The 26110-nt window shown below is 60.9% G+C and carries 22 protein-coding genes and 1 pseudogene; 10 read left to right on the top strand and 13 right to left on the bottom strand.

Annotated elements, in window-relative coordinates; translation table 11 throughout:
• Nucleotides 1–3: 3 nt before the first annotated feature.
• From J4G43_RS05490 to J4G43_RS05480, 3 genes are read right to left on the bottom strand one after another with little or no spacing between them, the layout of a single operon-like run.
• Complete coding sequence (locus J4G43_RS05490) at nucleotides 4–711, bottom strand: ABC transporter ATP-binding protein (RefSeq protein ID WP_028151334.1); 708 nt, start codon at nucleotides 709–711, stop codon at nucleotides 4–6.
• 47 nt (nucleotides 712–758) lie between these two features.
• Entirely contained in the window at nucleotides 759–1433 is a 675-nt protein-coding gene (locus J4G43_RS05485; RefSeq protein WP_038944206.1) for a methyltransferase family protein, read from the bottom strand.
• Nucleotides 1433–1687 carry a DUF2933 domain-containing protein gene (locus J4G43_RS05480; protein WP_038944207.1) on the bottom strand — a complete coding sequence of 85 codons (255 nt, stop codon included), beginning with the start codon at nucleotides 1685–1687 and terminating at the stop codon, nucleotides 1433–1435. Before J4G43_RS05480 ends, J4G43_RS05485 begins: the two co-directional genes overlap by 1 nt.
• A 67-nt stretch (nucleotides 1688–1754) precedes the next feature.
• Between J4G43_RS05480 and J4G43_RS05475 the strand changes: the two are divergent.
• Nucleotides 1755–2121, top strand: a pseudogene (locus J4G43_RS05475) (DUF305 domain-containing protein).
• 34 nt (nucleotides 2122–2155) lie between these two features.
• On the opposite strand, the gene J4G43_RS05470 reads toward J4G43_RS05475, so the two are convergent.
• Both J4G43_RS05470 and J4G43_RS05465 read right to left on the bottom strand, forming a co-directional pair.
• Nucleotides 2156–2851 (bottom strand): Spy/CpxP family protein refolding chaperone, encoded by a 696-nt coding sequence (locus tag J4G43_RS05470; RefSeq protein ID WP_049831807.1) that lies wholly within the window; start codon nucleotides 2849–2851, stop codon nucleotides 2156–2158.
• 289 nt (nucleotides 2852–3140) lie between these two features.
• The gene (locus J4G43_RS05465; protein WP_028151337.1) at nucleotides 3141–3977 is read right to left on the bottom strand and encodes a universal stress protein; all 837 of its coding nucleotides are present in this window, start codon (nucleotides 3975–3977) and stop codon (nucleotides 3141–3143) included.
• Nucleotides 3978–4631: 654 nt separating this feature from the next.
• Between J4G43_RS05465 and J4G43_RS05460 the strand changes: the two genes are divergently transcribed.
• The 3 genes from J4G43_RS05460 (at nucleotide 4632) to J4G43_RS05450 (ending at nucleotide 7322) form a co-directional block, all read left to right on the top strand.
• Nucleotides 4632–5597: an AI-2E family transporter gene (locus J4G43_RS05460; protein ID WP_049807818.1), complete on the top strand. Its 966-nt coding sequence runs from the start codon at nucleotides 4632–4634 to the stop codon at nucleotides 5595–5597.
• A gap of 158 nt (nucleotides 5598–5755) precedes the next feature.
• Entirely contained in the window at nucleotides 5756–6142 is a 387-nt protein-coding gene (locus tag J4G43_RS05455) for a DUF302 domain-containing protein (RefSeq protein WP_028151338.1), read from the top strand.
• 214 nt (nucleotides 6143–6356) lie between these two features.
• Complete coding sequence (locus J4G43_RS05450) at nucleotides 6357–7322, top strand: metallophosphoesterase (RefSeq protein ID WP_028151339.1); 966 nt, start codon at nucleotides 6357–6359, stop codon at nucleotides 7320–7322.
• Here J4G43_RS05450 and J4G43_RS05445 read toward each other — a convergent pair.
• Both J4G43_RS05445 and J4G43_RS05440 read right to left on the bottom strand, forming a co-directional pair.
• Nucleotides 7303–7791, bottom strand: coding sequence for a CDP-archaeol synthase (locus tag J4G43_RS05445; protein ID WP_038944212.1), 489 nt, complete (start codon nucleotides 7789–7791; stop codon nucleotides 7303–7305). The two genes, J4G43_RS05450 and J4G43_RS05445, sit on opposite strands and share 20 nt — an antisense overlap.
• Before the next feature lie 64 nt (nucleotides 7792–7855).
• Entirely contained in the window at nucleotides 7856–8422 is a 567-nt protein-coding gene (locus tag J4G43_RS05440) for a cytochrome b (RefSeq protein WP_028151341.1), read from the bottom strand.
• 348 nt (nucleotides 8423–8770) lie between these two features.
• Here J4G43_RS05440 and J4G43_RS05435 point away from each other — a divergent pair.
• From J4G43_RS05435 to J4G43_RS05415, 5 genes are all read left to right on the top strand, one after another.
• Nucleotides 8771–9900, top strand: a protein-coding gene (locus J4G43_RS05435) for an IS3-like element ISRj2 family transposase (RefSeq protein ID WP_129557670.1) whose coding sequence is annotated in 2 segments (ribosomal slippage) — nucleotides 8771–9023 and nucleotides 9023–9900 — 1131 coding nt in all. Because the reading frame shifts where the segments join, the coding sequence is not laid out codon by codon here.
• Nucleotides 9901–10453: 553 nt separating this feature from the next.
• Nucleotides 10454–11398: a DUF4357 domain-containing protein gene (locus J4G43_RS05430; protein ID WP_049831808.1), complete on the top strand. Its 945-nt coding sequence runs from the start codon at nucleotides 10454–10456 to the stop codon at nucleotides 11396–11398.
• 10 nt (nucleotides 11399–11408) lie between these two features.
• Nucleotides 11409–11990, top strand: a complete 582-nt coding sequence (locus tag J4G43_RS05425; protein WP_028151343.1) for a hypothetical protein — start codon at nucleotides 11409–11411, stop codon at nucleotides 11988–11990.
• Nucleotides 11987–13558, top strand: a complete 1572-nt coding sequence (locus J4G43_RS05420) for an AAA family ATPase (RefSeq protein WP_208084216.1) — start codon at nucleotides 11987–11989, stop codon at nucleotides 13556–13558. Before J4G43_RS05425 ends, J4G43_RS05420 begins: the two co-directional genes overlap by 4 nt.
• Nucleotides 13559–13698: 140 nt before the next feature.
• On the top strand, nucleotides 13699–14973 hold the full coding sequence (locus J4G43_RS05415; protein WP_028151345.1) for a DUF2130 domain-containing protein: 1275 nt from the start codon (nucleotides 13699–13701) through the stop codon (nucleotides 14971–14973).
• Nucleotides 14974–15081: 108 nt separating this feature from the next.
• On the opposite strand, the gene J4G43_RS05410 is transcribed toward J4G43_RS05415, so the two are convergent.
• The 6 genes from J4G43_RS05410 to J4G43_RS05385 all read right to left on the bottom strand — a co-directional run bounded on the left by J4G43_RS05410 (nucleotide 15082) and on the right by J4G43_RS05385 (nucleotide 24940).
• Entirely contained in the window at nucleotides 15082–16602 is a 1521-nt protein-coding gene (locus J4G43_RS05410; protein ID WP_028151346.1) for a UvrD-helicase domain-containing protein, read from the bottom strand.
• Nucleotides 16599–18362 carry an ATP-dependent nuclease gene (locus J4G43_RS05405; RefSeq protein ID WP_208084215.1) on the bottom strand — a complete coding sequence of 588 codons (1764 nt, stop codon included), beginning with the start codon at nucleotides 18360–18362 and terminating at the stop codon, nucleotides 16599–16601. The genes J4G43_RS05410 and J4G43_RS05405 overlap by 4 nt, the downstream gene beginning before the upstream one ends.
• Nucleotides 18363–18551: 189 nt before the next feature.
• Nucleotides 18552–18971 (bottom strand): hypothetical protein, encoded by a 420-nt coding sequence (locus tag J4G43_RS05400; protein WP_028153985.1) that lies wholly within the window; start codon nucleotides 18969–18971, stop codon nucleotides 18552–18554.
• 318 nt (nucleotides 18972–19289) lie between these two features.
• A complete protein-coding gene (locus J4G43_RS05395) occupies nucleotides 19290–20633 on the bottom strand; it encodes an IS1380-like element ISBdi2 family transposase (protein ID WP_208084214.1) in 1344 nt (447 codons plus the stop codon).
• Nucleotides 20634–21665: 1032 nt separating this feature from the next.
• On the bottom strand, nucleotides 21666–23003 hold the full coding sequence (gene nhaA, locus J4G43_RS05390) for a Na+/H+ antiporter NhaA (protein ID WP_208084213.1): 1338 nt from the start codon (nucleotides 23001–23003) through the stop codon (nucleotides 21666–21668).
• Between the two features lie 497 nt (nucleotides 23004–23500).
• On the bottom strand, nucleotides 23501–24940 hold the full coding sequence (locus tag J4G43_RS05385) for an IS1182 family transposase (RefSeq protein WP_208084212.1): 1440 nt from the start codon (nucleotides 24938–24940) through the stop codon (nucleotides 23501–23503).
• 305 nt (nucleotides 24941–25245) lie between these two features.
• Between J4G43_RS05385 and J4G43_RS05380 the strand changes: the two genes are divergently transcribed.
• Nucleotides 25246–26106, top strand: a complete 861-nt coding sequence (locus J4G43_RS05380) for a tyrosine-type recombinase/integrase (RefSeq protein ID WP_208084206.1) — start codon at nucleotides 25246–25248, stop codon at nucleotides 26104–26106.
• The last annotated feature ends 4 nt before the right edge of the window (nucleotides 26107–26110 follow it).

Raw genomic sequence — 26110 nt, 5'->3', positions numbered from 1 at the left:
ACATCACCAGACGAGTTCGGCCGCTTCCCGGCGGACCTCGTTCGTCCGGACGCGGACGATCCGGCCGTCGGCGAAGAACAGCACCCTGTCGGCGACATCCTGGATGCTGGCATTGTGCGTGATGATGACGGTGGTCGTGCCGAGCTGCCGGTTGACGCCAAGCAGCGCCTCGATGACGCGAATGCCGGTTTTCGAGTCGAGCGCGCCGGTCGGCTCGTCGCAGAGCAGCACCGCCGGGCGCTTCGCGATCGCGCGGGCGATGGCGACGCGCTGCTGCTCGCCGCCGGATAGCTGCGCGGGAAAGTGGTGCATTCGCTCTTCGAGTCCAACCAGCGCGAGCGCGTCGGGGGGCCGCATCGGGTTCTTGGCGACTTCGGTGACCAGCGCGACGTTCTCGTAGGCGGTAAGGCTCGGCACCAGATTGTAGAATTGGAAGACGAAGCCGACGTGGTCGCGGCGGTACTTCGTGAGCTCGCGGTCCCCGAGGTCCGTCAGGTCCAGGTCGCGGAAGAACAGCCTGCCGCTCGTCGGTCGGTCGAGACCGCCCATGATGTTGAGTAGCGTTGTCTTGCCGCTGCCGGACGGTCCGAGTAGCACGACCACTTCCTTCTCGGCGATTTCGAGATCGACTTCATTGAGAGCATGGACCGTCACCTCGCCGGAGACATAGGTCTTGGTTAGCTGCTTTGCCGTGAAAACGAGCTCGCTCATCGACGTCCTTTCGAGCCACGGCCGTTCGACGGCATCTCCAGCGAAAGTCAGCCGTGACGATAGCCGCCCGAAGAGCCCTGTCCGAACAGCCGGCTTGGATGGGGAATGAACGCAGGGACTTCGGCCGCATACCTCGCGTAGGCCTCGCCGAACTCGGTCAGGGCCTCGCGCTCCTCGTCACGCGCCAGCTTGACGTACATGATCGTCAGCACCGGGAACATCGCCAGCGTGAGAATCGTCGGCCACTGCAACAGGAAACCAAACATCACCAGAATGAAGCCGACGTACTGCGGGTGCCGGACGTAGCTGTAGGGGCCTGTGGTCGCAAGGCTGCGGGTCTGCTGCGCATCGTACAGCACCCTCCACGCGGCGGAGATCAGGACGAAGCCTGCGCCGATGAAGATGAAGCTCAGGATGTGAAACGGTCCGGCATGGGGATTGGTCTTCCAGCCGAACATCATCTCAAGCAGGTGGCCCGCGTCATGCGAGAACCAGTCGACGTTGGGATAGTGCGATTGAAGCCAGCCGGAAAGTAAGTAGATGGTGAGCGGGAAGCCGTACATTTCGACGAACAGCGCAACCAGAAAGGCGCTAAAAGCCCCGAACGAGCGCCAGTCGCGGGATGTCTGCGGCTTGAAGAAGCTGTACACGAAGAGGATGAACACCGCCGAATTGACGATGACGAGGCTCCACAGGCCGTAGGCAGGCGCCGTGTCGTGCATCACGCGCTCCTTGAATCGTTCAGCCGGCCCCCGCCGTCATGGTGCCCGTGTCCCCCGTGCATGAAGAAGTGCATCAGCGGACAGGCGATGAGCGGCAGCCAGACCAGGAGTCCGAGCACATGAGCCCTATGCTCGGTGAACAGAAGCGCGCCGGCGATGACCAGGAAACCTATCAGGACCAAGCCGCCTTTGGCTTTGGTAGACATGCCCTCCTGAGGGCGCTCTCGATATCCGGAATGGTTCTGCACCAACATCGGCACGCTCCTATGGCTGCTGGAAGCTTAGCGCTGCCGCCGCCATCATTGTTGAGGCAGATCAACCATGATGGGAGCCGTGATGGCCGTCATCATGCTCGGGCTTCATGTGGAGCATGTACAAGAAGTCGAGGACGAACGCGGCCATCGTGCTGGCGGCCGCCGTCGCGTTCGCCGGGTCGCTGTGCCTGGTGCGGAGCCAGGAGACGGTGGGTGACGTCTCCTACATGGAGGCCATGATTCCGCACCACTCGATCGCCGTCATGACGAGCAAACGGGCCCACATCAAGGATCCGAGGGTGCGCAAGCTCGCGGACGGAATCATCGAAGCCCAGGTCCGGGAGATCGGCGAGATGAAGCGACTGATCGCCGAACTCGAATCCAAGCCGACGCCTGATGGCGCCAAGGACCTACCTGCTCGGCCGGCGAAATGAGGAACGGCGAAGCCACCCTCGCCTTCGACCGAGGCTACTTCGGCGACTTGCCGGTCGGCATCCCCATGCCCGTCGTAGCGCCGCCCCGCATCGCCGACATCATCGGCATCATGCCCATGTGCGGCGCGAGCAGTTCGTCCGCGGTCTTTTTCTGCTCCTCGGAAAACGTTCCGGCCAGGTTGGAGAGCGCCGACTTTATCGCACGGGTGCCATCGAGGCGCGCCGCGAGCCATTTTTCCTGGAGCGACAGCTTCTCGACGAGGTCCGGTGATCCGGTGCCCTGTTGCGGCATCATCATCGAACCGCGCATCCCTCCGAGCGTCTTGGCATTGGTCCGCAAAGCGTCGGCGAACGCGTTCCAGGCGGAGGTCTGCGCTTCGGTGATCTTGAGCTCGGTCCGGAGAAAAGCGATCCGGCCCTCGACGCGATCGATGGTCTCCATGCCGCCCATTCCGTCGCCGCCGGACTGCCGCATCATGCCCATCATCCGCATCATGTCCGACATCGGCATGTTGGCGCCCATCATGTCCATCGTGCCGCCGCCCATCATTCCCGCACCCGGCATGCGCTGAGAGCCGGCCTTGTCGGGCGGAGCCGCCTTGGGCTCAGGCTGCTTCTGTTGCTCCTTCTGGTCGGGATGGTGACCTTGGTGCTCGGCGTCCGATTGGGCCCAGGCAGAATACCCGATGGCCGAGACGAGTAGCGCGGCGGCGAGGGTCAATGCGCGCATGGCAAGCTCCTGACGGTTGTGGCCAGGCGAGTTTGACTGGTTCCGGGGGCGGTCGGTTGACGCACGTCAATTTCGCAGTTTCGTCGGTGCCACGCATCCGTTGACTGAGCGGCCTTGTCCATCTCCGCGATGAGGCTGTCGACGGGCCGCCACTGCTCTCGACGCGCCCCTCCGATCTCCGTTCGCCAAGACGGAGAGGAGCTTCGCCGGACGTCGGGCTGTCCAGGCCGCCGGGATGTTCAGGAAACTTACAGGCACCCTTCAGTAGCTTGGCCAATCACTGATCGGTTCAGTGCGACAACAGCACGGGGATTGGCGGCCTCGTGAGAATGCTGCGGGTCGCGCCTCCCAATATGAACTCTCGTAAGCGGCTATGACCATACGCCCCCATGACGAGCAGATCCGCCCTGCGGGAAGCTATCTGAGACGCGAGGACATCGCCGATGGCCCGTCCTGCGGCGTCGACCTCCTCGACGACCACATCGATGCCATGACGCGAGAGATTCTTCGCAAGTTCGGACGACGAGCGCCGGCTCGAAATCGCCTTCTCATTGGTCACCGTGAGAATAAACACCTCTCGCGCCTTCTCCAGGATCGGGATCGCATCGGAGACGGCACGTGCTGCCGCGCGGCTGAAATCCCACGCAACGATCACTCTATTAAGCTCGGCCTCCTTTGAGGCGGTGGCCTCCGGCAGCACCAGCGTCGGTCTTCCCGAACCGAAGATGATCGCTTCAGCGTACCATTGGTCGTAGGATTCCGGCACCGGCACGATGGTGAGATCACGCAGCCGAGCATAGTCTACCAGGAGGTCCGGGACCTCGGACGTCAGGCAACGCTCGAGAATGATCTCGTGCAGCAGCCCTGATTTCGTGGAGGCCGCTTCAAACGTCGCCAGCAGGTCCTGCGCATTTTTCCTGCTCTTGTGGGCCTCGCCGGCCACGATTGATCCGACATTGCCGACCCCTGACAGGAAAGTCCCGGGTATCTGCACATGGACTTCACAAGAGATCGCCGCGATGTGCGCGGCAAATGGTGATATCAGCGGTACGGCGCGGTCGATGACCGAAACCGGCGTCGGTTCGGGATAGCTGGTCAAGGTGAGCAGAACGTCCCTGATGGCCATCGCGTGTCTCCGAAATTGCAATCTTGACACGATACCAACGCCGGGTCTGGGTCGATTGATCTAGGTCAGAACGTCTCCGGTCCGGCCCCTGCCATCAAATTTCTGATCGCCGGCCCACACCACCACCTCGGGTCCGCCGAGTTGACGCAAATCAACCGGCCGTACCTAGGATTGCCCGATAAGCTTCGGTCGTCAGTCGCTCCTCGTAAAATGGCTAAAAGTGGAAGCTGTGCCGGAATATCCGAACGCACCTCCGGCACGCCTACGGCGGCGTATTGGACTGCCCCTGCTCGTTCTCTACGGCACCGGAGCGACCGTAGGAGCCGGGATCTACGTCCTAATCGGCGCGGTCGCTGATCACGCGCAGATGTACTCGTCTTGCGGATTCGCATTGGCGGCCGCGCTCATGGCTCTCACGGCCGCCTCCTATGCCGAACTCGCCACTATCCCGTCAGTGCCGGAGAGGATGGTCATGTCCACGCCTCGCCGCATGCATCCTGATGATCGGTAACGCGCTCGTCTCGCGATAGCGCATTCGATGGAAAATTGAGGCAGACCCGATCAATGCTTTCAGGCCCAAAATCTCCCGATCGAGCACCGGCTTCGGTCCCTCTCGCGGTCGCCATCGTGCTAGGAGTTGTCATCTCTGCCGTCATGGCGGCGCCATTCCTGGGAGCGCTCGTCTGGTCGACGACGATCGCGGTCCTGTTCACACCATTCGACCGCACTGTGAGCAGCTGCGTCAAGTCTCGCAACCTTTCGGCATTGATCACGGTCATAGTAACCGCCTTTATCGTGGTCGTTCCTGCCATCCTGGTGGCAGGCACCTTGCTCAACGAGGCCGTCCGCAGTGGAGCGATTGTCGTGCCGATGTTCGACGTCGATGACTGGACGCGTCTCATGGACGAGCATCGCTGGCTTGCCCCAGCGCTGCAGTGGGTCCATGACAAGGTGGATTTTCCGGATCTGATGCGAACGGCGACTTCCGCGCTCGCGACGTGGAGCGGCTCCGTGCTCCGCGCGTCCTTTTCCGGAATGGCCAACTTTCTGCTCACCTTCTATTTTCTGTTTTATCTCTTGCGCGACCGCGAGGCGATTGCGGAGGCCGCGCGGCTCCATCTGCCGCTTTCGGAGCCGGAATTTGCGCTGATCGCCGGGCGCTTTGCCGATACCATCTTCGCAACCGTCTTCGGTACCGTCGCCGTCGCGGCGCTGCAGGGCGGTCTGGGAGGCCTGATGTTCTGGTGGCTGGGCCTGCCCGCTCCGGTGTTCTGGGGCGTATTGATGGCCCTTCTGGCTATCGTTCCGTTTCTCGGCGCCTTCGTCATCTGGGCACCGGCCGCCGTCTATCTCGCGTTGAGCGGCGCCTACACATCCGCAATCATTCTAGCGGTGTGGGGGACTTTCGTCGTCGGTTTCATCGACAACATCGTGTACCCGATCCTGGTCGGCAGCAGGCTTCGGATGGACACGATGCTGTCTTTCATCGCCGTCGTTGGCGGACTGGTGTTCATGGGGACACCGGGTGTGGTGCTCGGTCCATTGCTGCTTGCCCTCACCTTGACCCTGCTGCAAATCCGGCGCGACCGGGCGGCAACCGCGATGGGCGTCACGCCATAGCGGCGGGATACGCGGAACCCGGATCTCTGTTGATGGATCTCAACGAGATGGCGCACATAGCCAGTTAAGGTCCTACACATCTCGACGTCGCGTCCCCGAGACGATTGATATCCAGGCAGCGATCAGGTCCATGCGGTTGGCGAGGAGGAATTCCCAAAATGGCCTACTATTTCAGCAGAACCCTGCCCGCCAGCTTCGAAGTAGCGTCGCAGCGCGCAACAGAAGCGCTCAAGCAGGGGGGCTTCGGCATTATCACGGAAATCGACGTCAAACGAACGTTCAAGGAAAAGCTTGGAACCGAGTTTCGAAACTATCGTATCCTCGGAGCATGCAATCCGAAGCTCGCTTACGAGGCCCTGCAACTCGAGGACAAGGTCGGCACGATGCTGCCGTGCAATGTCGTGGTGCAGGAGATCGCTCAAGATCGCACCGAGATCGCGGCCATTGATCCCGTCGCGTCGATGCAGGCAATCGACAATCCGGAGCTCAAAGCATCAGCCCAGCATGTCCAGACGCTGCTACGGAAGGTCATCGACAGCTTGTAGGAAGCCCTCCCAAGCCGTTGGAGGGCTTGACCTACCTCAAGCGGAAAAAGCCGTCCCATGAACAGCTCCTCCATGTCCTCGTATATCAGAGCGTTCCTTGAAATCGGTTTGAGCGACGTCGGCCTAGTCGGCGGCAAGACGGCTTCGCGGGGCGAACTCTACACCCCCCTCGTCTCACAAGGGATTGACTGCCGTCAACCAAAAGGCGCACCGAGTGGAAGATGAACTGCTTTCGAAATTGGAGCAGCGCCTAGGGCGGATCCACGCGCGGCAGCGGCTTGGAATCGAAACTGATCATGAAGCCCAGATCTTCGGCCAGGGCCTCAACTTCTTTCATATCGAGAACTGGTACTCCGTTCATTCGTTGATACGAAACGTTCTGAAGCTGTCCGGGCTCTATTGGCGCGGGCGCCAAAACGCCGCGCGCGTTACCGTGAAATACAATAATATCGAATGCGCAAATGTGCCGGCGTTGTTCGACGGCTTCACGATTCTTCACATCAGCGATACGCACGTAGATATGAGCCAGCGCGCCATGCGGCGCCTGGTCGAACTGATCTCAGGCCTGAGCTATGATTTATGCGTCCTGACCGGCGACTATCGTGGCAAGACTTTCGGAGCGTTCGACACTGCGCTGGAAGGCATGGCACGGGTGACTGCCAACCTCAAGCAACCCATTCTCGGGGTACTCGGCAATCACGACACCATCAGAATGCTGCCCGGTCTGGAGGCGATGGGCATACGCATGCTCCAGAACGAATGCACGACGATCTCACGCGGCGATCAGGAGATATTCGTCGCGGGGATCGACGATGCGCACTATTTCAGGGTCGACAACATCGAGAAGGTCGGATCGGAAATCCCCGACGGAGCATTCTCAATCCTGCTGTCCCACACGCCGGAGATCTACCGACAAGCGGCGCATGCCGGCTTTGATGTGCTATTGAGCGGACACACGCACGGAGGGCAGATCTGCCTTCCGGGTTCGATCCCCATCACGCTCGATTCGGTGCTGCCGCGTCGGTTGGGAGCCGGCGCCTGGCGCTATCACGACATGGTCGGCTACACCTCCGTGGGCGCAGGATCGAGCGTCGTGGCCGTCCGCTTCAACTGCCCGCCGGAAATTACGCTGCATCGATTGTGTCGACCCGCCTACCGCTTCAATAGGGCTGATCCCTGATGCGCAACACGTACAACACGCGGGAAATCGCGAGCTCGCCGACAAAGAACATCAGGACAACCACGAACATGTCAGCGTAGCTCAGCCCGAGGCTTTCCTGGCAAGCCAGAAGTGGAAACAGCGATTCCGGAACCTGGTCCAAGCCCAACGCCTGGCTGCTTGGCGGCATATTCATGCGCCGCTTCAAGAAGCTGGAAAACAAGTCTCCCACCATTGCGACGATGGCCACGAGAGCTCCCAACTCGTAACCGAGTCCAAGGAGGATCCCGCCGACCGCGGTCACGGCGATTGACGCAACGATGCCGCGAATGGTCTTCGAGGCCCCGAATACCGGTCGGCGGTCGAAGAGCAGAAGCCCTCCGTCCAGCGCGAGCGCGAAGCGAGAACCGAAGAGCTTCTTGGCCACGACCGGCGACCCGTTCGCGAGCGTCAGCAGAACAATCGAATAGAAAATTGGCATCGCGGCCATCGAGCATCTCGCGGGCAGCACCGAGATATGAGCAGGCAGACACGTCTGCGAATCGTAAGACGTCTCAATCTTTGGAGTGAGGCAACATCCGGATGAGGGTTCGGTCCTGAAATACCCAATGATGAATGAGCGCGGCGATCGCGTGAAACGCTGCGATGACCACCAGCGCATGCGCCAGAACTTCGTGCACTTCCTTCACATCGTGAGCAAAGGCCGCATCCTTGAGCCAAGGTGACGAAATGGCGGCAAGACCGAACAATGGCAATGCATCACCACGCGCGAACTGAAGCACAATCCCGGCGGCTGGCACTGCGACGAGCAACGCGTAAAGAGTATAGTGCGCGATCGCGGCGGCAGGATCGCCCCACTTCCCAAGCCAGACCCCAAATTCGGTCGCTTCCGATACAGGCGGTGGATTGACCGCTCGCCAGATCACGCGGGCCACAAGCAGGACGAGAATTGCGATCCCGGCCGCAACATGGATGCCAACGCCGATCTGACGGGGTTCGCCCTTCGGCAAAACATCGCCAAAAATGCCAAGCGCCCAAGCAAGAATGACAAGAATGACCGTCAACCAGTGCAGGGTCTGCGCAATAGCGCCGTAGTTCTTGTCTGAATTGAGTAGCTGCATATCAAAGCCTCCCAATCACAATAGACTAAACGCGGGCCAAATTGGTTGACGTGAATCAAGCAGGTCGAGCGCAGGCCGGTGTCCAATCTAACAATCGGCACACCCATAAACATGCCCGCCTGCCCAACTGACCACAAGCGGCGGCTTCTCAGCCTGAGAGGACGATACAAAACCCGGCAAACACACATGCTGCACGACGTGGGGCGACTGCCACTTGCTCTAGATCAAAACCCGTCCGGCCATATAGCCGCAGTCGTGATAGAGCTGGCCCCGCAAATTCGGACAGTAGCTTGAGTGGATTTTCTGCCTGACAGCGGCGAGGATTCTTGCTGCGAATCAGGAGCGAAGATGACGAAGAAGAGCCGCCGGACGCATTCTCCGGCATTCAAGGCGAAGGTTGCTTTGGCTGCGGTCAAAGGCGACAAGACACTGGCGGAGCTGGCGCAACTGTTTGATGTTCATCCGAACCAGATCACGATCTGGAAAAACCAGCTCCTGGAAGGCGCCGCCGGCGTGTTTGGGCATGACAAGACATCGGCCGAGACGCCGGTCGACTTGAAGGCGTTACATGCCAAGATCGGCGAGCTGGCGTTGGAAAACGATTTTTTGTCCGGCGCGCTCACCAAGGCGGGCCTGCTGAGCGCAAAGCGATGATCGACCGCGATCATGATCTTTCTATCGTGCGCCAGGCGAAGGTCCTGAAGCTGGCTCGCAGCACGGTCTACTATGAACCTCGGCCAGTTTCGGCCGAGGACCTTGCCTTGATGCGTCGGCTCGATGAGCTGCATCTCGATTATCCCTTCGCGGGAGCGCGTATGCTGCGATCGTTGCTGCGGCGGGAGGGCGTATACGCCGGTCGCCGCCACATCGCGACGCTGATGAAGCGCATGGGGATCGAGGCGGTCTATCGTCGCCCGAACACGAGCAAGCCGGCTCCGGGTCACAAGATCTACCCGTACCTGTTGCGCGGATTGAAGATCGAGCGGCCCGACCATGCGTGGGCAATGGACATCACCTACATTCCGATGCGGCGTGGCTTCGTCTATCTCGCGGCGGTCGTCGATGTGTTCAGCCGACGGGTCCTGGCCCATCGCGTCTCGATCACAATGGAGGCGGCCTTCTGCGTCGAAGCGGTCCAGGAGGCGTTGGCGAAGCACGGCAGGCCCGAGATTTTCAACACGGATCAGGGCAGCCAGTTCACCAGCCTCGAGTTCACCGATGTGCTGCTGGACGCGAAGATCGCCATCAGCATGGACGGCAAGGGCGCCTGGCGCGACAACGTGTTTGTCGAGCGGCTCTGGCGCACGGTCAAATACGAAGAAGTATATCTCCGCGCCTACGACAGCGTGTCCGAGGCGCGAGCGTCAATTGCCAAGTATCTGGCCTTCTACAATCAGGGACGCCCTCACTCGAGCCTTGACGGGCGCACGCCCGACGAGGCTTACTTCGGCACGCAAGCTATGGTGATGGCCGCATGACCGTCGCCGACGGTTTTGTCGTCGCTCTGGTCGGGCTACGCCCTCCCGACGCAACGACAAAACCGTAAAGCCCCGCGTTCAGCATAACCCGGCAGGAATCCACTTAAATCCAGCGGGGCGCTGTCCAAACAACCGGGGCCAGCTCTCCTGGACTATAGCGCCGATTCGGCGCCTCTGCCCTCTTCCTCTCTGGTGTTTCAGGCCCGGTCCAATTTGACCGACGTCGGCTGTGCGCCCACCGACAATCCGGTGGCCATGGCGACCGACCCGACCGCCCTCATCACCCAGCTGTTCAACGGCTAAGCCAGATCGCAAGGCCCTACGTCGTGTGACGCAGATGCGTCACATGGACTGATCGGTTTTCGTCCCACGCTCCGGCCGAGCTTGCAGATGTAGTGCATCTGCTCTCACCGCAGCTGAAGGCGCAAATCGAAGAGCCGATATGCCGAACACCTTTTACTGCGGATATCCGCGGTGCAGGAGCGACGGCTCAAAGGTCCGGTCCACTTCAACGACGTTGGTCCCGCGATCTCTCAACCCAGAGAGATATACAATGTCCTTCTTTTTCAACAACCACTCTGCGCAGCCCGCCTGCACCAGCAACGTCCACCGCCCGATGGGTGGCATCGCCGGCCTTCGGGAGGTCCACGACGACGTCGGCCGCCTCACCGTCTCGGTCTTCCCGTTCGCGATGGTGAAAGACATCTCGCTCACCCTCGCCGCTGTGCCGGCCTGCTACATCCTTGCGGATCATGCGACGGCCTATATCGGCGAGACCGGCAATGCCGGCCGCAGGCTCGGCGAGCATTCCGGCGACCCGTCGAAGGCGTTCGCCCGCGAAGTCTACGTCATCTCGGGGTACCAGCGCGCCTGGTTCGACAAGACGGCGGCCATCTACCTGCAGTTCCGTCTCACGCAAATTGCCGAGCAGGCCGATCTGGTCGACATCTTGAAGGGGACGAACCCGCAAGTGCTGGAGCTGCCCAATCACAAGCGCGCTTCGCTCGACCACTTCGTCGAGCACGGCGAGCGCCTCCTGTTCGACGCCGGATGCCGTGTGCTGCGCAGTAACTTCGCGAGCCAGCGCCGCAAGGCGGAAGCGGTCGATACTGATATGGCGATCGGGCCGGAAGACACCGGGCCGATGCAGATCGACGTGACGGGCTTGCCCCCGCTCGGTAGTGAACTCGAGCTCGCCTATGGCGACCTCTGGGCTCGGGGCTACCCGGTCCGCGACGGTTTTGTAGTGACGGCCGGTTCGGAGGTGCGCAGCCTCGTGAATCCGAGCGTCAACCCGATCTTGCGCACCCGCCGGGCCGAACTCGCTGCGGCCGACGCACTGGCCATCATCCCCGGCATCGACGACCGGGCGCGCCTCCGCGTGGCCGTCTGCTTTCCATCGGCCGCCATCGCGGCGAAGGTCGTGACCGGCGCCCACGTCAGCAGCGGCAAGTGGGTCAATCGCCGCTATCCCGAGCCGATCTTGATCGCGGGCTGAGGGATCAATCATGTCGAACAAAGTGGAAGCGCCGGCGCGCGAGCGCCGGCACCAGGGCCCCGATGGCCCGACCGGCAATACTGCCGATCTTGCCCGGCAGATCTCAGGGTCGGCCACCTCGGGGCGGCCTTTCGCCGCTCAGGACTTCTCCCCACTCGCGTGGTGGCGGACCTTGCCATCCTATCTCCTCCGCGATGCTGAGCATCTGCTGCTGATCGACACGCTCGACACGATCTACGTGATGGACCGGCACGACGATTTTGCTGCGGCGCTGCGCGGTGACGCCGCAGCCGCGGTCGGTGTGGCGTTCTCGCTGCTGCCCATCCACGGGGTGACACTGACGGTCGACATCGCCATGACGGCGCTGCTGCGCTGCGCCCTCGGTGGCGACGCGACAGCCACCATGGTCGTTGCGAACCTCCTTCACTGCAGCGAACTGGACCATCCATTCGCAACCAAGTTGTCGACCTTGTGGTGCACGCGCGTCGCCAGCCCTTCTTGCGACGACACAGGCCGCGCCCTCCAGAACTCCGGTCTCGACAAGACCATCGTGGTGGGCTCAGCCAGCTACCGCGCGGAGGCCGAGGCATGAGCGCCACAAGCGACGACGGCGACGATCACGATTTGCCGGCAGCTGAGGACGCGGCCTTGATCGGCGCGGCGGCCGATTCGGCCGATTGGGACGAGCGCCTTAAGGGTCTACCGAGGCTCCTGCGTTATGCGATGCTCGTCGTCGATGGGGCCGAACACATTGAGGAACGGCTTATCGCAGAAATCGAAGAGCTCTGCCCTCACTTGTCCCACAATGCCGCATGGGCCACCGGCAGGTCGTTGGAGGCTGCATTGGCGCTCGCCGCTGAGCTCGACAAATGCGCGGCCGCTCAGAATGAGCCGGCTCTCAGGAGCCTTGCTGATAGCGTCCGGCTCGTGAGCTTGCCGACGCCACGCGATGACGAACACTTCCAGCAGCATCGCAGGGTCGCCAAGGCGCTGGTGAAGGCCTTTCAGGTGAATTCGCTACGCGTCGAACAGAAGGTCTGCTGCGATCTCGAACGGTTCACCTATGGTTGGGCCGCGCTGCCGGCCTGCACGCAATTTCTGCCGAAGAAGTTCTCTGCTGCGATGAACGCGTCAGTGCTCGGGCACCGTATGGCCGAGCACCGCATCACCGCGGCCAAGGCCGCGTTACGGCTCCAACTCAAGGAGGAGGAAGACCGCCGGAAAAAGCGGGAAGCCGAGGACCGGACCGGAGCCGTCAAGCAGGACGCCGTCCCGAACCCTGAACTTATTCCCGACCATCATCTCGTCGTCGCGCGTCTGTCCGAGGCGGAGATGAAGAACATCAAACTCAAGGAAATCCTCGGCCCGCTGAAGGACGTCATTAACACTGCTTTGCCGCTCGTTGAGGCGCCGCCACTCCACGAGGCGCGCAACGTTCTGCAGTCCGAGTTCCCGCACGCCGTCGACGTAATCGATTTTGCGCTGGCGGATCTTGTTGGGCGCACCACAGTCCGTCTGCGCCCCCTCCTGATTGTCGGCGAGCCCGGCGGCGGCAAGAGCCGGTTTGCCCGGCGCCTTGGCGAGGTGTTGGGTGTCAGCGTTTGGCGCACCGACGGTGGCCGTTCGGACGGCGCCGTCTTTGGAGGTACGGATCGCCGCTGGTACTCGGCCGAACCGTGCCACGCCTTCCTTGCCATTGCACAAGGGCGCATCGCCAATCCGCTTGTTTTGATCGACGAAATCGAGAAGGCGGCGACCAGGTCCGACTATGGCCGTCTCTGGGACACGCTTTTGTGCTTTCTCGAGCCGGAAACGTGCGCGCGCTATCCCGACCCTGCGCTGCAGACAAATCTTGATCTGTCGCAGGTGTCGTACATCGCCACCGCCAACCGTCTCGATCCGCTGCCAAGTCCAATCAGGGACCGTTTCCGCATCGTGACCTTTCCCAAGCCGACCGCGAATGACCTGGACGCGCTGCTGCCAGCCGTGATCGCTGATCTCGCCAAGGAACGCGGCCTCGACCAGAGCTGGATGACACCGCTCGACGGCGTTGAGCGCGAAGCCGTCGCGAAGCACTGGCCCGGCGGCTCGGTGCGGCGCCTGCGCCGCATTGTCGAGGCTGTCCTGCGCGAGCGCGACATCCGCGCATCGAGGAACTGATCATGGAGGAACAGAACAACGGAAAGACGCGGCCACTATTGCCTCGACCGCCGCAATTGCGCGGGATAACCCGCCCGCAGGGCTTAAGTGGCGCGCTCGCGCCCGGTACTATCCCGATCAATTCTCAGAGGACCGATGCCGTGACCGATCCCCAGATCGTCTGCCCGAACTGCCGCACCGAAATCAAGCTGACCGAATCGCTTGCCGCTCCCCTCATCGCCGAGACGCGCCGCAAGTTCGACCAGCAGCTTGCCGCGAAAGAGGAAGACTTTGGCCGGCGCGATGCCCTCCTCAAGCAAGCCAGAGAAGAAATCGCGAAAGCTCGTGAGGACGTTGACGAGCAGGTGGCGGCCAAGCTGAAAGCGGAGCGAGCGAACATCGCCGAAGCAGAAGCCAAGAGAGCGCGTCTGGCGGTCGCCGACGAGCTCAGCACCCGCGACCAGCAGTTGGCCGATCTGCAGCAGATGCTCACGACCAATGGCGAAAAGTTGGCTGCAGCCCAGAAGATCCAGGCGGACATGCTTCGCAAGGAACGCGAGCTCGACGACGCCAGGCGGGAAGTCGAGCTCACGGTCGAGACGAAGGTCCAGGAGGCGCTTGCTGCCGTGCGCGACAAGGCGAAGCTTGATGCCGAGGACTCGTTCAAGGCGAAGGTCGCCGAGAAGGAGGCCCAGATCGCCGGCATGAACCGGCAGATCGAAGAGCTCCGCCGGCGGGCCGAACAGGGTTCCCAACAGCTGCAAGGCGAAGCCCTCGAGCTCGAACTGGAATCTCTGCTCCGTAACCATTTTCCGCGCGACCTCATTGAGCCGGTCCCGAAAGGCGACTTTGGAGGCGATGTTTTGCATCGCGTCTCCGGTCCTGGTGGGCAGACTTGCGGCACGATCCTCTGGGAATCCAAGCGAACCAAACGCTGGAGCGACGACTGGCTGACCAAGCTTAGGAGCGACCAGCGCGCCGCCAAAGCGGAGGTCGCCCTCATTGTTTCCAGCGTCCTGCCAAAGGACGTCGAGACCTTCGGTCTTGTCGACAACGTCTGGGTGGCAGAGCCCCGGTTCGCCGTCCCCCTGGCGATCGTGCTCCGACATGGACTGATCGATCTTGCCGGCAGCCGGCAGGCTCAGGAAGGCCAGCAAACCAAGATGGAGATGATGTATTCCTACCTGACGGGCCCCCGCTTCCGCCACCGCATCGACGCGATCGTCGAGAACTTCACCGACATGCAGGCCGACCTCGACCGCGAGCGCAAGACGATGATGCGGCTTTGGGCCAAGCGCGAGGAGCAACTTCGCGGCGTGCTTGATTCCACCGCGGGCCTCTACGGCGATCTTCAGGGAATTGCCGGCCGGGCAATGCAGGAGATCGAGAGCCTTGATTTGCTGATGATTGAGGCGAAGGGCGAGGCGGCGGAATAGATTGGAGCTATATGCTCACTTGAGCACTAGCAAATTTTTCGACCAAATCTTACCAGTCGGCGACTGGCGCCATTTTGCCATTTCTTATCAGTGTCCATGCGCGAGGCCTCAGAATCTCAGCAACGGCGAAGGATTATTCTTGGAAAGTACCAGACTCAGTGTTTTCTTCGAGCGGCTCATGCCAACGTAGAACAATCGTCGCTTGTACAGCGTACTCGAAAATGAGACGCGATCACATAGCAACATTAGCGCGTTATCGCACTCGAGCCCCTTCGACTTATGGATTGTGCTCAAGCATCGGCGCGGGGGGTGGGGGTGCGAGAAGGTTCTGCGCCGGGTAATTTCCGCGAACCCTTCATCCACCGACTGAAACTGACCAAGACGAATGGCATCACGGATCTCGCTCTTCAGATCTAACTCAACCTCGCCGAAGCCGGTTTCCCCCCGATCGACGACGTCAACCAAATAGGCTAGCGCGCGAGCGATCCCGCGATGATCCGGCTCTGCGATCAGGAGCCTCGCAACCGCCTGGAGGTGGGCCGGCATCACACCGCGGGTCACCTTGGAGCAACGCTCCGTCACCTCTGCCTTGAGCCGTTTCCCGTGAGAGGACAGCGTGAAGCCCTTTCCCGTCGCCTCAACGAATGCAAGAAATCCGCCGACGATGGCATTGGTGTCACCAGCACTCTGTCGAATGCTCGCGATGAGACGAGCCAAGTTTTCCCGCGTGTGTCCTTCCCAAATTCTCATCGAGCGATCAAAGAACGCGTTGATATGCGCAACCCTGTCATTGCTTTCGGTCAGGACGAGCAGTTGGCCTCCTTGGCGTCGGAGATCGTCAATGGGTCTCCTATGTGCGTTCGTCATGCTGAACGATCTGTGTGGCACGGGCGCCGAGTTCTCGGCGAAATGGACCGACAACCCCTTTGGCAATCGCCCCGTCAAATCGACCGCCCCTCCATCCTTAAGCGCCTTGCGGGCCGCCAAAATCCACTCTCCAAGTTCCGATGATCCCGACCATCGGTGCGGGGTGAGGAGCTCCCCCGATGCGCTACCTCCTTTGAGGTCGTCCCAACGTCTCAGCGTTGCGCGAATGCCGGTATCCTGCCCCCCAAAAATCACCTGCATCGGATCGCCGAAGATGCGCAGGCGTGCCCCTGCCTTGTGGACCGCCATGATCGCCCGGTGCTGATCAGCGCTTGCATCCTGATGTTCATCGCAAAGAATGACAGGATAACGCTGCGCTGCCGCTTCGGCGACCAGCGAGGCCCCTTCCAGAAGGTGACGACAGCGGCTGGCCACCTCATCATATCGATTGTTCTCGCGCGCCCAGGTCCCGACGTCAGGGGGAAAGTCGAGGGTCTGATGGTAGATGCTGGCGATCTCGGTCAGAAAACTATCGATCGTTCTGATAGTGACGCGACCAGATACCGCTTGTGTCCGCTGCGCAAAGACTGACCGCGCAGCATGCGTATGCGTCAAGATCAGGACCCGCCCGATGGTGAGATGCGAAGCGGCATCTGTCGCAAATAGGGCTCCCTGATGGGTTTTCCCGCATCCAGCGGCGGCTTCCACCGTAACGAGTGACAAATCGGATCGCAGCAGATCTGCGACGGCCTTATCGCTCACAGCTTGAGCCTTCCTCTGGCCAGCGCGGGCTGTCCAAGGGCGACACGCAGCGCGTTGACAAACGGGAGGAGCTCCGGCTCGAGTTTCGGCCAGACGCCAAGCTCCACCATTTTTCTTCCGAGCTCGTATCCACCCTCGTCGGATTTGAACCAGCGTCGGCTATGTTTGGCCCAGTCCTTAGCCGTGTCTTCGTCCGGCGCCCCCTCCTTGTCGCCGGTCGCCGAAGCAATGATGATCGAACGAAGTTTTGAGAAGCGCTCCTCGGGCGCTCCGCACGCAGCCAGGATACTGTCTTCATCCTTGGCCTGCAGATTGAGGCGATCCGCCAGCGTCCGCAATCTTTCGCCAGACGCTCCTTCGGAATCACGGGCGAGCGCAAGCAATGAGGCGTCTTCCACGTGCGCGATGACATTTGCTTCCAGACAGCCGGCGTGCCACTGAAAACACCTCGGCCCAAGCGCCTCGCCAACGCTTTTCCATCGGCCTGTCGACTTGCCCTCGTTGTCGCAGAAGGCTCCAAGCATCAGCCCCGCGTCGCGTAGCGCCATCAACAAGCCGAGCATGGATTCGTTGCCTCCGCCATCGCATACACGAATGCCATGGTCCTCAGGCGCGGCTATAAAAGCATCTCGCAGCAGGAACCGCAGGAAGCCGACCTCCGTCACTCCCTCCGCTATAACAGGTAGCTTCGCAAGGAACGTCTCGGGATCACGAATTTGCTGCTGTGCGATGGCAGCAGTTGGCAAAGCGCCGATAGCTCCCTTTGCGTCGATGAACCAGAGTGCTGCCTTGGTTGCCGCCTTGATCGCGACCGGGCTGTGGGTCGTGACGAAACATTGGCCACCGTCCTTGACCAGTTTCGCGAGCAGTTGGCGAAGTCGATACGGCTCCAGTCCTCGTTCGATCTCGTCGATGACCGTTAAACGAGACGCGGCCTCCGTTACGCCAGCCACCTCCAATGCGGACATGCGGCGCGTGCCGGCGCCCCAGCTGGCGAGCGGCAGCTTTACGCCAGCCTTGTCTGCGAGCAGCCCAATGAGTGCTCCGATCGAAAGTCCTTGGCTGCTCGTCAGCCCGAGTTCCAGGTTGTGCGGCAGCCCAGCCTTTTGAAACGTTGCGCCCAAAGCTTCGAGAGCTCCCGTTTCATCCGCAAGCAACGCAGCCGAAAGATCGGCTTCGGCGATCTGCTTGTTGAGCCGCGATTTGAGATTCCCCTTGGACAGCAATCTGTCGAGGGCAGAACCCGTGACCAGCCGCAGATCACGATCGTTCCGGTCGTCGTTCGCCAGGCGTACAACGCCGATCCGGCGGCGCAGACCGGTGGACAACGCCGCGATTTCCGCGTTCGGCTGCACCACCTCCCACACCAGTTCGAGGTCCTCAGTCCCACGGACGCGGAACCGAAAAACCGGATGACCGGGCACCTTCTCCGCCTCCGGGTCGGGAAGGACCGCTGCGTTGCCGTCCCATTCCCACGGCCATAGCGAAGAAAAATCCGCGATTCCGACCTCGGGCGGGATGTCCACTACGGCCTCGATGGAGAAGCCCTCGCCGGTTGATCGATTGAAATAGTCGGTTTCGAGCACCTGGACCGCGTTGGTCGGATTGAACAGGAGAGCGATTGCGTGAAGCACTGTGCTCTTGCCGGAATCCCCGCCACCAAGCAGAACATTGATGCCGGCATTTGGCCGCCAATCTAGTAGCTCGATGCCCCGAAATCTCCTGATCGCCAGGCTCTTTATGCGCGGTTGATTCGCCATGCCCCGTCCGAATCCTCGTAACCCGGCGACAATCTTAAGCTGTTCGCAATGAGGCGCAAAGCTTCAGGCAGTTACCCACAGCGGCCCGCCAAGCGCAGAGCGGAGATCGAGGCCAACGTAAGAGAGCAGATCGAAGACTTGCCGGAGTGCGAGACAGGCTCGTTCGATCTAGGTACCTATAAACCCTGCTTAATAAAGCTTGCCTGCCCACAGGACGCAAATCTCCCGAAACTTGTCCGCGTATTGGGCCTTCAGTTCATTGATTTTCGTTTCGACTTCGTCGCTAAACTTTCCTCCGGTGCTGATATTCAAGTAGACCAACAGAAGAGGCTTAGCCGCGTAGTTCTTTTCGGCTTTCTTTTTTATCCCGTCCGCGAGCGCTGTAGCGATAGTCTCGCCTAGATTAGGATCAAATGCGCTGTGTGTGACTTGCGGCGCTCCCGAGCGATATTCATCGCCGCGTTTTCTACCCGGTTCGAGCACTTCGGTCACTTCGACATCGAATGTTCCAGTTTGGTCCTTCACCTCAGCATCATGCTGCTCCGATAGTCGGACCGACTCTAACGGGCGGTGCTTCGATAACTCAGCAATTGGAATGGCGTCGAGCAAAAATCTCGCATTCTGTTGAAAAGAACGGATGACTTAACGAGAGGAGCAAAGCTCTCAACCTTCGATACGAAAGCTTCAGGCGTTTGCCATTGCTCCAGCGCCTTTCGAGCCGCTGTCATTTCGGCATCGGTAGGGGCAGCGGCCAAACTAGCCCGTCCTATTCGTGAGAGTGCGGCTTTTTGGCCCGATTGATGCGGCCGCACATCTTGTCTGACGAGGCGCACAGGATTGCCTTCGGCTTTTCACCGCCTGACGACCCGTACTTTGCAACGCGCTTGAGGTATAGGTTGGGCGAACGGGGGGCGGACGCCCCGCCGGTCAAGGACCGAGCGGCAGCAACGCGCCTGGCAAGCCGCGGATCAGGTCGGCTTCGGGACATGCCGCGGCAAACGCAAGGCGAATGCGGCTCGTGGTCTCGACCACACGGGCAGCGATTTTCAAGAGACGAAGACGCAGCGTCGCGAACTCGGCAGCGGCCAATTCCCGGGCTTTGGGAATGGCGTCGCGCACGGTCAGCATCAGCCAATAAGCGGCCGTATGGAGCACGAGACGGACCTGGTTGGCGAGCGCCGAACGGCAGCTGGTGCGGTCGGAGGCGAGCTGTGTCTTATGCAGCTTGATCAGATTCTCGGCTTGGCCGCGCGCGCAATACAGGCTGTCGTAGATCCACTCGGCCGAGCCGACATCGAGGCTGGTGACGACGAAGCGGATGTCGAGGCCGAGCATCGTCGCCTCAATACGGGCGACAGTGCGCCGTTCGCGATCCCAGGACTTTGCCTTGTGGCGCGTCTCGGTATAGCCACGCAGAACCGGCAGGTTCTCGATGGCGCGTCGCGTGCGGATGTCGTCGGCGACCTCGTCGACTTTTCTGGCGAGAGGCTTGGTGCCGGACAGACCGAAGATGTAGTCGATGCCGTTGGTCTCGCACCACGCCATGGCCTCCGGCCGGGCATAGTGCCCGTCGCCACGGAACGTAATTTGCGTGTTGTGCCATCGCGTGCGGATATGCCGTACCAGGCGGCGCAGATGGGCACGCACCTCGACGCCGCCCGGCGTCTTGCCGGGCCGCAGCACGACGGCCACGGGCCGGCTCTTCTCCGTGTCGTAGACGTGGATCGGCAGAAAGCAGCGTTCATCATAATGAGCGTTGAACAGCGAGAGCTGCTGATGGCCGTGGACGACATCGCAGGTATCATCGATGTCGAGCGTGACGGATGCCGGCTCGCGCGGGTAGCTATCCATCCATGCGTCGACCAAAATGTAGGTCAGCCGGATCACGTCGCGCAGGCGCGGCGCATTCTCCAGGCGTGACAGCGTCGGTTGGGAACACAAATCCCGGCCCGTGTCCGGTAGGCGACCGCAGGCCAGCTTGAATGCGGGATCGGACCGCAGATGATCGAGGTCGTCGGCGTCCTCGTAGCCGCAGCAGATCGCGAACATGCGCGCGCGGAACATATCGACCAGGCTGTGCACGACCCGCGTCGGATCGCGCCGATCCGGGAACACCCGGGCCAGATTGTCGGCCAAACCGAGACGCCGCTCGGCCATCGCCAGAAGCATCACGCCCCCATTCGAGGTTAGGCGTCCACCATCGAAGGCAGCTGTGACTTTCTTGGCGTGAACGGCTGGAAACGAGAAGGGCGGAATCGTATCGTCGGTCATGGCGGGCGTGGCGTTCGCGGTTGGAGGTGATGGGGTTGGCTTCGCAACCGAATCCTACGCCGCATCAGCGCTTTACCCCTCAGGCGCACTCTTACGAATAAGACGGGTTAAGTTGAAGAAAGATTGAGTGACTCCCGATCATTTCTGTGCCGAAACGTGGAGTCGCGGTCGTGCCGCGTCCAAAGAAACCGGCGCGAGCGGCCTATTAGACGCGGTAGGTGATCAGCCTCCGAAACGAGACTATCAAGCATGAAGAGATCGAGCGCGAGGCAGAGGTTTTATTTGTGTTGAATTCTTGCTTCTCGATAGTGGTCTGAAATCGTATCATCGGTCATGGCGGGCGTGGCGTTCGCGGTTGAAGGTGATGGGGTGGCTTCGCAACCGAATCCTACGCCGCATCAGCGCTTTACACCACGCTCGCCAGCCTCTCAGGCGCCCTCTCGCGAATAAGACGGGCTAGGGCGTGTACTCATAAACCCGCGCTGCACTTCGCATGAGGTCCGCTCTGCCACTGATAGCGGGGCGTTAGTGCACCTCACCCTAATTCCGAGTTGGGTCACCAGCCGACCTCCCCAAACATCGCAATTGCGGAGCCAGAGATCCACTCTCACCCGAAAATAAAATAGAGAAGGTGGAGCGAGTATCCGAGCGCAAGGAGGCCTACGACTACTGAAAGCCCGAATAGAAGTTTGTCATCTTTCATTGACGATCTACCGGCGGATTAAACATTTGGCGGGACGGCGAAGCGCAATAGAGCCGTTTCCGACGAACAACGGGAGCAGACCATCAGATCTCCCCGCTTTGGGTCGAAACAAGCCGAATAGCGGCAGGACCTTCTATGTTGACGCTAACATATTCCTGCGCGGCCGAAATGAGACCTTCTACGGCGGATTTATTGTACGAGGGATGCTTCGGATTTAGATGCAAGCCAGTTTCTACGATCATCGCTTGGGTAACCCCGGAGGGCAGAATCTCGAAGGCAAACGATACAAAAGATACGTGGGGAGCTTTGAAAGACATTTGAGTCCGCTTTCACTGACGTCGCACGTAGGTGGCGCCCCAGCCAAGGCCGAGTGTGGCGGCGACAAGCGAACCGAAGAGGACGCCCAGTTTAGCTGCCGCCAATAGTCCTTCATCGGAGAAGGCGAGCATCGAGATGAAGATCGACATGGTAAAACCGATGCCAGCCAGCAGGCCGACCAGACACACGCCACCCCACGAAACTCCAGGAGCAAGGCGACACCAGCCCATTCGTACCGCGAACCAAGTCGCACCGACGACGCCAAGCGGTTTCCCAGCGACCAAGGCAAGCGCAGTGCCCATCATCACCAAGTGGCCCCCTGCGGAGAGATCAGTGCCGGTTAAGCTGACGCCGGCATTTGCCAGCGCGAAGATCGGCATGACGCCGTAAGCCACCCACGGATGCATTGCCATCTGCACCCGTGACACCGGCGGCAACAACTCGCGGTGAGCGACACGAAGGTCTCGCAGCGGTTGCTCCAACAGATGCGTATCCCTCGCTTTCACCGCATCGCTGCTTCGCAGCTGTTTCAGCACTCGCGACACAACTTTCAGCGGCGGCTCCCGCATCGGTATGGCGCGTGCCGGGGTGATCAACCCGAGCACGACACCCGCAAGGGTTGGATGGATCCCGGCTACTGTGAACCCGATCCAAACCAAAGAGCCGGGCAATACGTAAAACGGCGCAGAACCGATGCCGATCCGCTGAAATCCTAAAGCCGCGAGAACGCCAATTGACGCGATGATGAAACCGCCAGGTTGAAGACTGGCGGTATAGAACAACGCAATGATGAGGACCGCGATGATGTCGTCGATGATCGCCAGAGCAAGCAGGAAGACCCGCACATTGACCGGGATCGTTCGTCCAAGCAGCGCGAGCACTCCGACTGCAAAGGCGATGTCTGTCGCGGTTGGCACGGCCCAGCCCTGCCCTCTAGCCGGATCGCTGTTGAGGCTCAGATAGATGAGCGCCGGCACGATGACGCCGCCTGTCGCGGCAACCAGCGGCAGAGTGGCTTGGTCGAGTCTGCTTAGTGCGCCTTCATGGACCTCGCGCCGAATCTCCATGCCCACGACGAGGAAGAAGACGGTCATCAGTCCATCGTTGACCCAGGAATGCAACGACCTGGAGAAGACGTGTCGGCCGACACCGACTGTGAGCGGAAGGTTCCAAAAGGCGTGATAGCTATAAGCCAACGGAGAGTTGGCCCAGATCAGTGCAGCAGCGGCAGCAACGAGGAGCACGGCACCGCTGACAGCCTCAAGATGCAGGAACCTATGGAGAGTGCTGAGGGCCTGTTCTGCTAGCCGCTGGGCTTTTCGGCAGATCGTCAAATAAAGAGCTATCATTCATGGGGCGCACGCCTTCCGCGTGGCGGCCCGACCATCGCACAGCCTGTCGCTACTCTATGCAGCGAGCCCCCGAACGCCGTTATACCTCGTGGTAATGACAATTCAACCTTGGAAGAAGGGCCTGTCTGTTTCAGGGCGGTCTCGTTAGTTTCGCCGTCCCGCGGGCCGGGTGGGCGGCGGCGTTCGAGCAATTCGGCATCCCGAAGGGCCACACCGGACCGGCCGAAGAAATGTTTGAGGCCGTGAATGCAGGATGGATGGACCTCGGAGTGGAGGGGACGGAGCACGTAGCGGGTACGACGTCCGCACGCCACGTATTCGAGGCTGCAAAGAACGCCGCCAAGGCGTAACGCCAGGACGGATCAGGCATGAGACCGGAGAGTGCCCGCTTCTGCCTCGGCTAGACGAAACTAACGCGAAGTCCGTTCAGGGTCTTGGCCGTGTAAAAACGGCTTCAATGGGCGTCGGTCCGGAGCTAGGGACCGCGCCCTGTCTCAGGCGCCGATCGCAGCCATCAATTGCTTGCTCCCAACGATGTTCATGGCCCGCGTCAGATTATAGGCCAGGACCGAGAGAGCCATCTCGGCGGCTACTTTTGGGAGGGTTTTGGTGAGGAAGTGTGTCGCTCCCATGCGGGCCTTCATGGTGCCGAACGGATGCTCGACGGCCTCACGACGCTGGCGCATTGCCTGTGGGTTTGCATCAAGGCGCTGCTGCACAGCCTCGAGCAGATGCTCATGCTCCCATCGCGTAATCCGCCGCTCTGGCCCGGTCGTGCATTGCGATTTGAGTGAACAATTTTGACAGGCTGTGGTCCAGTAACGCCGCAGCATCTTGCCCTCTTCTTCGTTTGTGTAGCGATACGGCAATCGCTCCCCAGCCGGACAGCGATAGACGTCCTCCCCTGGCAAATACGCAAAGTCCTGCTTACCGAAGCGCCCCTCGGATTTGGCGCCCGACGTCTGCGGCTTAGGCAGCGTTACCGTGATGCCGGCCTCGTGGCACGCGAGGATCTCCGGGCTGTTGAAGTAGCCGCGATCGGCTACAGCTTCGAGCGTTTCGGTCTTTAGAACAGCCTTCGCCTGCTTGGCCATATTGGCGAGTTGTGCCCGATCGGAACCGCTGTTCGTCACCTCGTGCGTCACGATCAAATGATGTTCGGTGTCGACGGCGACCTGCACGTTGTAGCCGACGACCCCGGAGCCGCGGCCGCTCGTGGCCATCGAACGGCTGTCGGGATCAGTCAGGGAGATTTGCTGATCGGGCGAAGCAAGCATCTGCTTCTCGTAGGCAGCAAGCTTGCCCATTTCTTCCTTCAGCTTCGTCAGCTTCTCGGTCAACCTCGTCACCTTGGCTGCCAGCACCTCCGCCGGCTCCTGCCGGTCAGCCGTGTCAAGTTGGCTCAGATAGCGCGCGACGCTCTCCTCCAGCTGGGCGCGCCGCCGCTCCACCTTCGCCCGTGTGAAGTTCCTGTCCCGGTTGTTCACGGCTTTGAACTTGCTGCCATCGATGGCGACGCTCGCCGTCGTGAGGAGACCCATCTCACGGCAGAGTTCGACGAAGCGCGCGCATACCTTGCGTAGCGCCAAGCCATTGTCTTTGCGGAAGTCCGCGATCGTCTTGTGATCGGGAGCGAGCCGGCCCAGCAGCCACATGGCCTCGACATTGCGTCCGGCCTCTCGTTCGAGCCGCCGGCTCGACTGCACCCGGTTCAAATAGCCGTAGATGTAAAGCTTCAGGAGAACCGAGGGATGGTATGACGGCCGACCGGTCGCCGCCGGTTCCACCCCCTCGAAGCTTAACTCGGCCAAATCGAGCGCATCGACAAACACGTCGATCACCCGAACAGGGTTGCTCTCATCAATGAAATCGTCGAGGCATTCGGGCAACAACGTCGACTGCCCACGATCCGCCTCCGCAACGAAGCGCTTCATTCCAGCCCCCCGCAAATCGTGCGGGAATCATATCGCGCGAATCACATCAAGCGCAGCGTTTTCACACAGCCAGGGTCATTAGCTGCCGAGCACGCTCAAGGTGGAGACTTCGGCTCTACGTTGGTAAGCCGATGTTTATGAGTACACGCCCTAGCACTACTTTGGCAGATTGTTGATTTTGCCGCGTTTTATAGGATTGAACGAAGCCGCTGCCGCGGCGTGAGAGGCAAGGTGGCGTAGATCGCCTCCTGGCTGAGAGGATGTGGGTGTTGGAGCCCATCCCCCCCTCAGACAGGAGTATCGAGATGGCCGATTTGAGCCCTCTTCGCCGCCGCATGATCGAAGACATGACCGTCCGCAACCTGTCGCCGGCGACGCAACGATCCTACATCAGCGCGGTTTCGAAGTTCAGCCGCTATTTTGGCCGATCGCCTGACCGGTTAGAGCTGGAAGACGTCCGCGCCTTCCAGGTGCATCTGGTCTCGACCGGCATTTCATGGCCGGCGCTGAACCAGATCGTCTGCGCGCTACGGTTTTTCTACGGTGTCACGCTCGGCGAGGCGCTCATCCCGGAGCGCATTCCCTATGCGCGAGAACCGCGCAAGCTGCCGGTCGTGCTCAGCGCCGACGAAGTGGTTCAGTTTCTTGAAGCGGTATCGAGCCTGAAGAGCCGCGCCGCGCTCACCACCGCCTATGCGGCCGGGCTCAGGGCCTCGGAGGTTGCGGGACTGCGGATCGAAGACATCGACAGCGCCCGTGGCGTCATCCAGGTGCGCCACGGCAAGGGGGCGAAGGATAGCAACGTGATGCTGTCGCCCCAGCTGCTGGGCATCCTGCGCACCTACTGGCGGCTCGCCCGGCCGCGGCTTTATCTGTTCCCTGGTCGTGACGAAGATCATCCGATCGATCAGACCGTGTTGCACGCCGCCTGTCGGTCGGCGGTGAAGGCTGCGGGCCTGACCAAGCGCGTCACGCTCCACACGCTGCGCCACAGCTTCGCGACGCATCTTCTCGAGAACGGAACCGATATCCGGATCATCCAGGTCTTGCTCGGGCACAATAATTTGTCGTCGACAGCGCGCTACACGCAGGTCGCCACCGATACGATCCGGGCGACGCAGAGCCCGCTCGATCGCCTGTCGCTGGAGGTGACGCCACCTAGATGATCCG

Source organism: Bradyrhizobium barranii subsp. barranii, from assembly GCF_017565645.3.
GTDB lineage: Bacteria > Pseudomonadota > Alphaproteobacteria > Rhizobiales > Xanthobacteraceae > Bradyrhizobium > Bradyrhizobium barranii.
The sequence above is the reverse complement of the archived record's forward strand: the minus strand, read 5'-3'. Positions and strand labels throughout refer to the sequence as shown.

What these genes read in the sequence shown, in the direction of transcription:
- J4G43_RS05490 (WP_028151334.1), bottom strand. Translation starts at nt 711, where the DNA reads ATGAGCGAGCTCGTTTTCACGGCAAAGCAGCTAACCAAGACCTATGTC.
- J4G43_RS05485 (WP_038944206.1), bottom strand. Translation starts at nt 1,433, where the DNA reads ATGCACGACACGGCGCCTGCCTACGGCCTGTGGAGCCTCGTCATCGTC.
- J4G43_RS05480 (WP_038944207.1), bottom strand. Translation starts at nt 1,687, where the DNA reads ATGTTGGTGCAGAACCATTCCGGATATCGAGAGCGCCCTCAGGAGGGC.
- J4G43_RS05470 (WP_049831807.1), bottom strand. Translation starts at nt 2,851, where the DNA reads ATGCGCGCATTGACCCTCGCCGCCGCGCTACTCGTCTCGGCCATCGGG.
- J4G43_RS05465 (WP_028151337.1), bottom strand. Translation starts at nt 3,977, where the DNA reads ATGGCCATCAGGGACGTTCTGCTCACCTTGACCAGCTATCCCGAACCG.
- J4G43_RS05460 (WP_049807818.1), top strand. Translation starts at nt 4,632, where the DNA reads ATGGCGGCGCCATTCCTGGGAGCGCTCGTCTGGTCGACGACGATCGCG.
- J4G43_RS05455 (WP_028151338.1), top strand. Translation starts at nt 5,756, where the DNA reads ATGGCCTACTATTTCAGCAGAACCCTGCCCGCCAGCTTCGAAGTAGCG.
- J4G43_RS05445 (WP_038944212.1), bottom strand. Translation starts at nt 7,791, where the DNA reads ATGGCCGCGATGCCAATTTTCTATTCGATTGTTCTGCTGACGCTCGCG.
- J4G43_RS05440 (WP_028151341.1), bottom strand. Translation starts at nt 8,422, where the DNA reads ATGCAGCTACTCAATTCAGACAAGAACTACGGCGCTATTGCGCAGACC.
- J4G43_RS05430 (WP_049831808.1), top strand. Translation starts at nt 10,454, where the DNA reads ATGTCCTTCTTTTTCAACAACCACTCTGCGCAGCCCGCCTGCACCAGC.
- J4G43_RS05425 (WP_028151343.1), top strand. Translation starts at nt 11,409, where the DNA reads ATGTCGAACAAAGTGGAAGCGCCGGCGCGCGAGCGCCGGCACCAGGGC.
- J4G43_RS05420 (WP_208084216.1), top strand. Translation starts at nt 11,987, where the DNA reads ATGAGCGCCACAAGCGACGACGGCGACGATCACGATTTGCCGGCAGCT.
- J4G43_RS05405 (WP_208084215.1), bottom strand. Translation starts at nt 18,362, where the DNA reads ATGGCGAATCAACCGCGCATAAAGAGCCTGGCGATCAGGAGATTTCGG.
- J4G43_RS05395 (WP_208084214.1), bottom strand. Translation starts at nt 20,633, where the DNA reads ATGACCGACGATACGATTCCGCCCTTCTCGTTTCCAGCCGTTCACGCC.
- nhaA (WP_208084213.1), bottom strand. Translation starts at nt 23,003, where the DNA reads ATGATAGCTCTTTATTTGACGATCTGCCGAAAAGCCCAGCGGCTAGCA.
- J4G43_RS05385 (WP_208084212.1), bottom strand. Translation starts at nt 24,940, where the DNA reads ATGAAGCGCTTCGTTGCGGAGGCGGATCGTGGGCAGTCGACGTTGTTG.
- J4G43_RS05380 (WP_208084206.1), top strand. Translation starts at nt 25,246, where the DNA reads ATGGCCGATTTGAGCCCTCTTCGCCGCCGCATGATCGAAGACATGACC.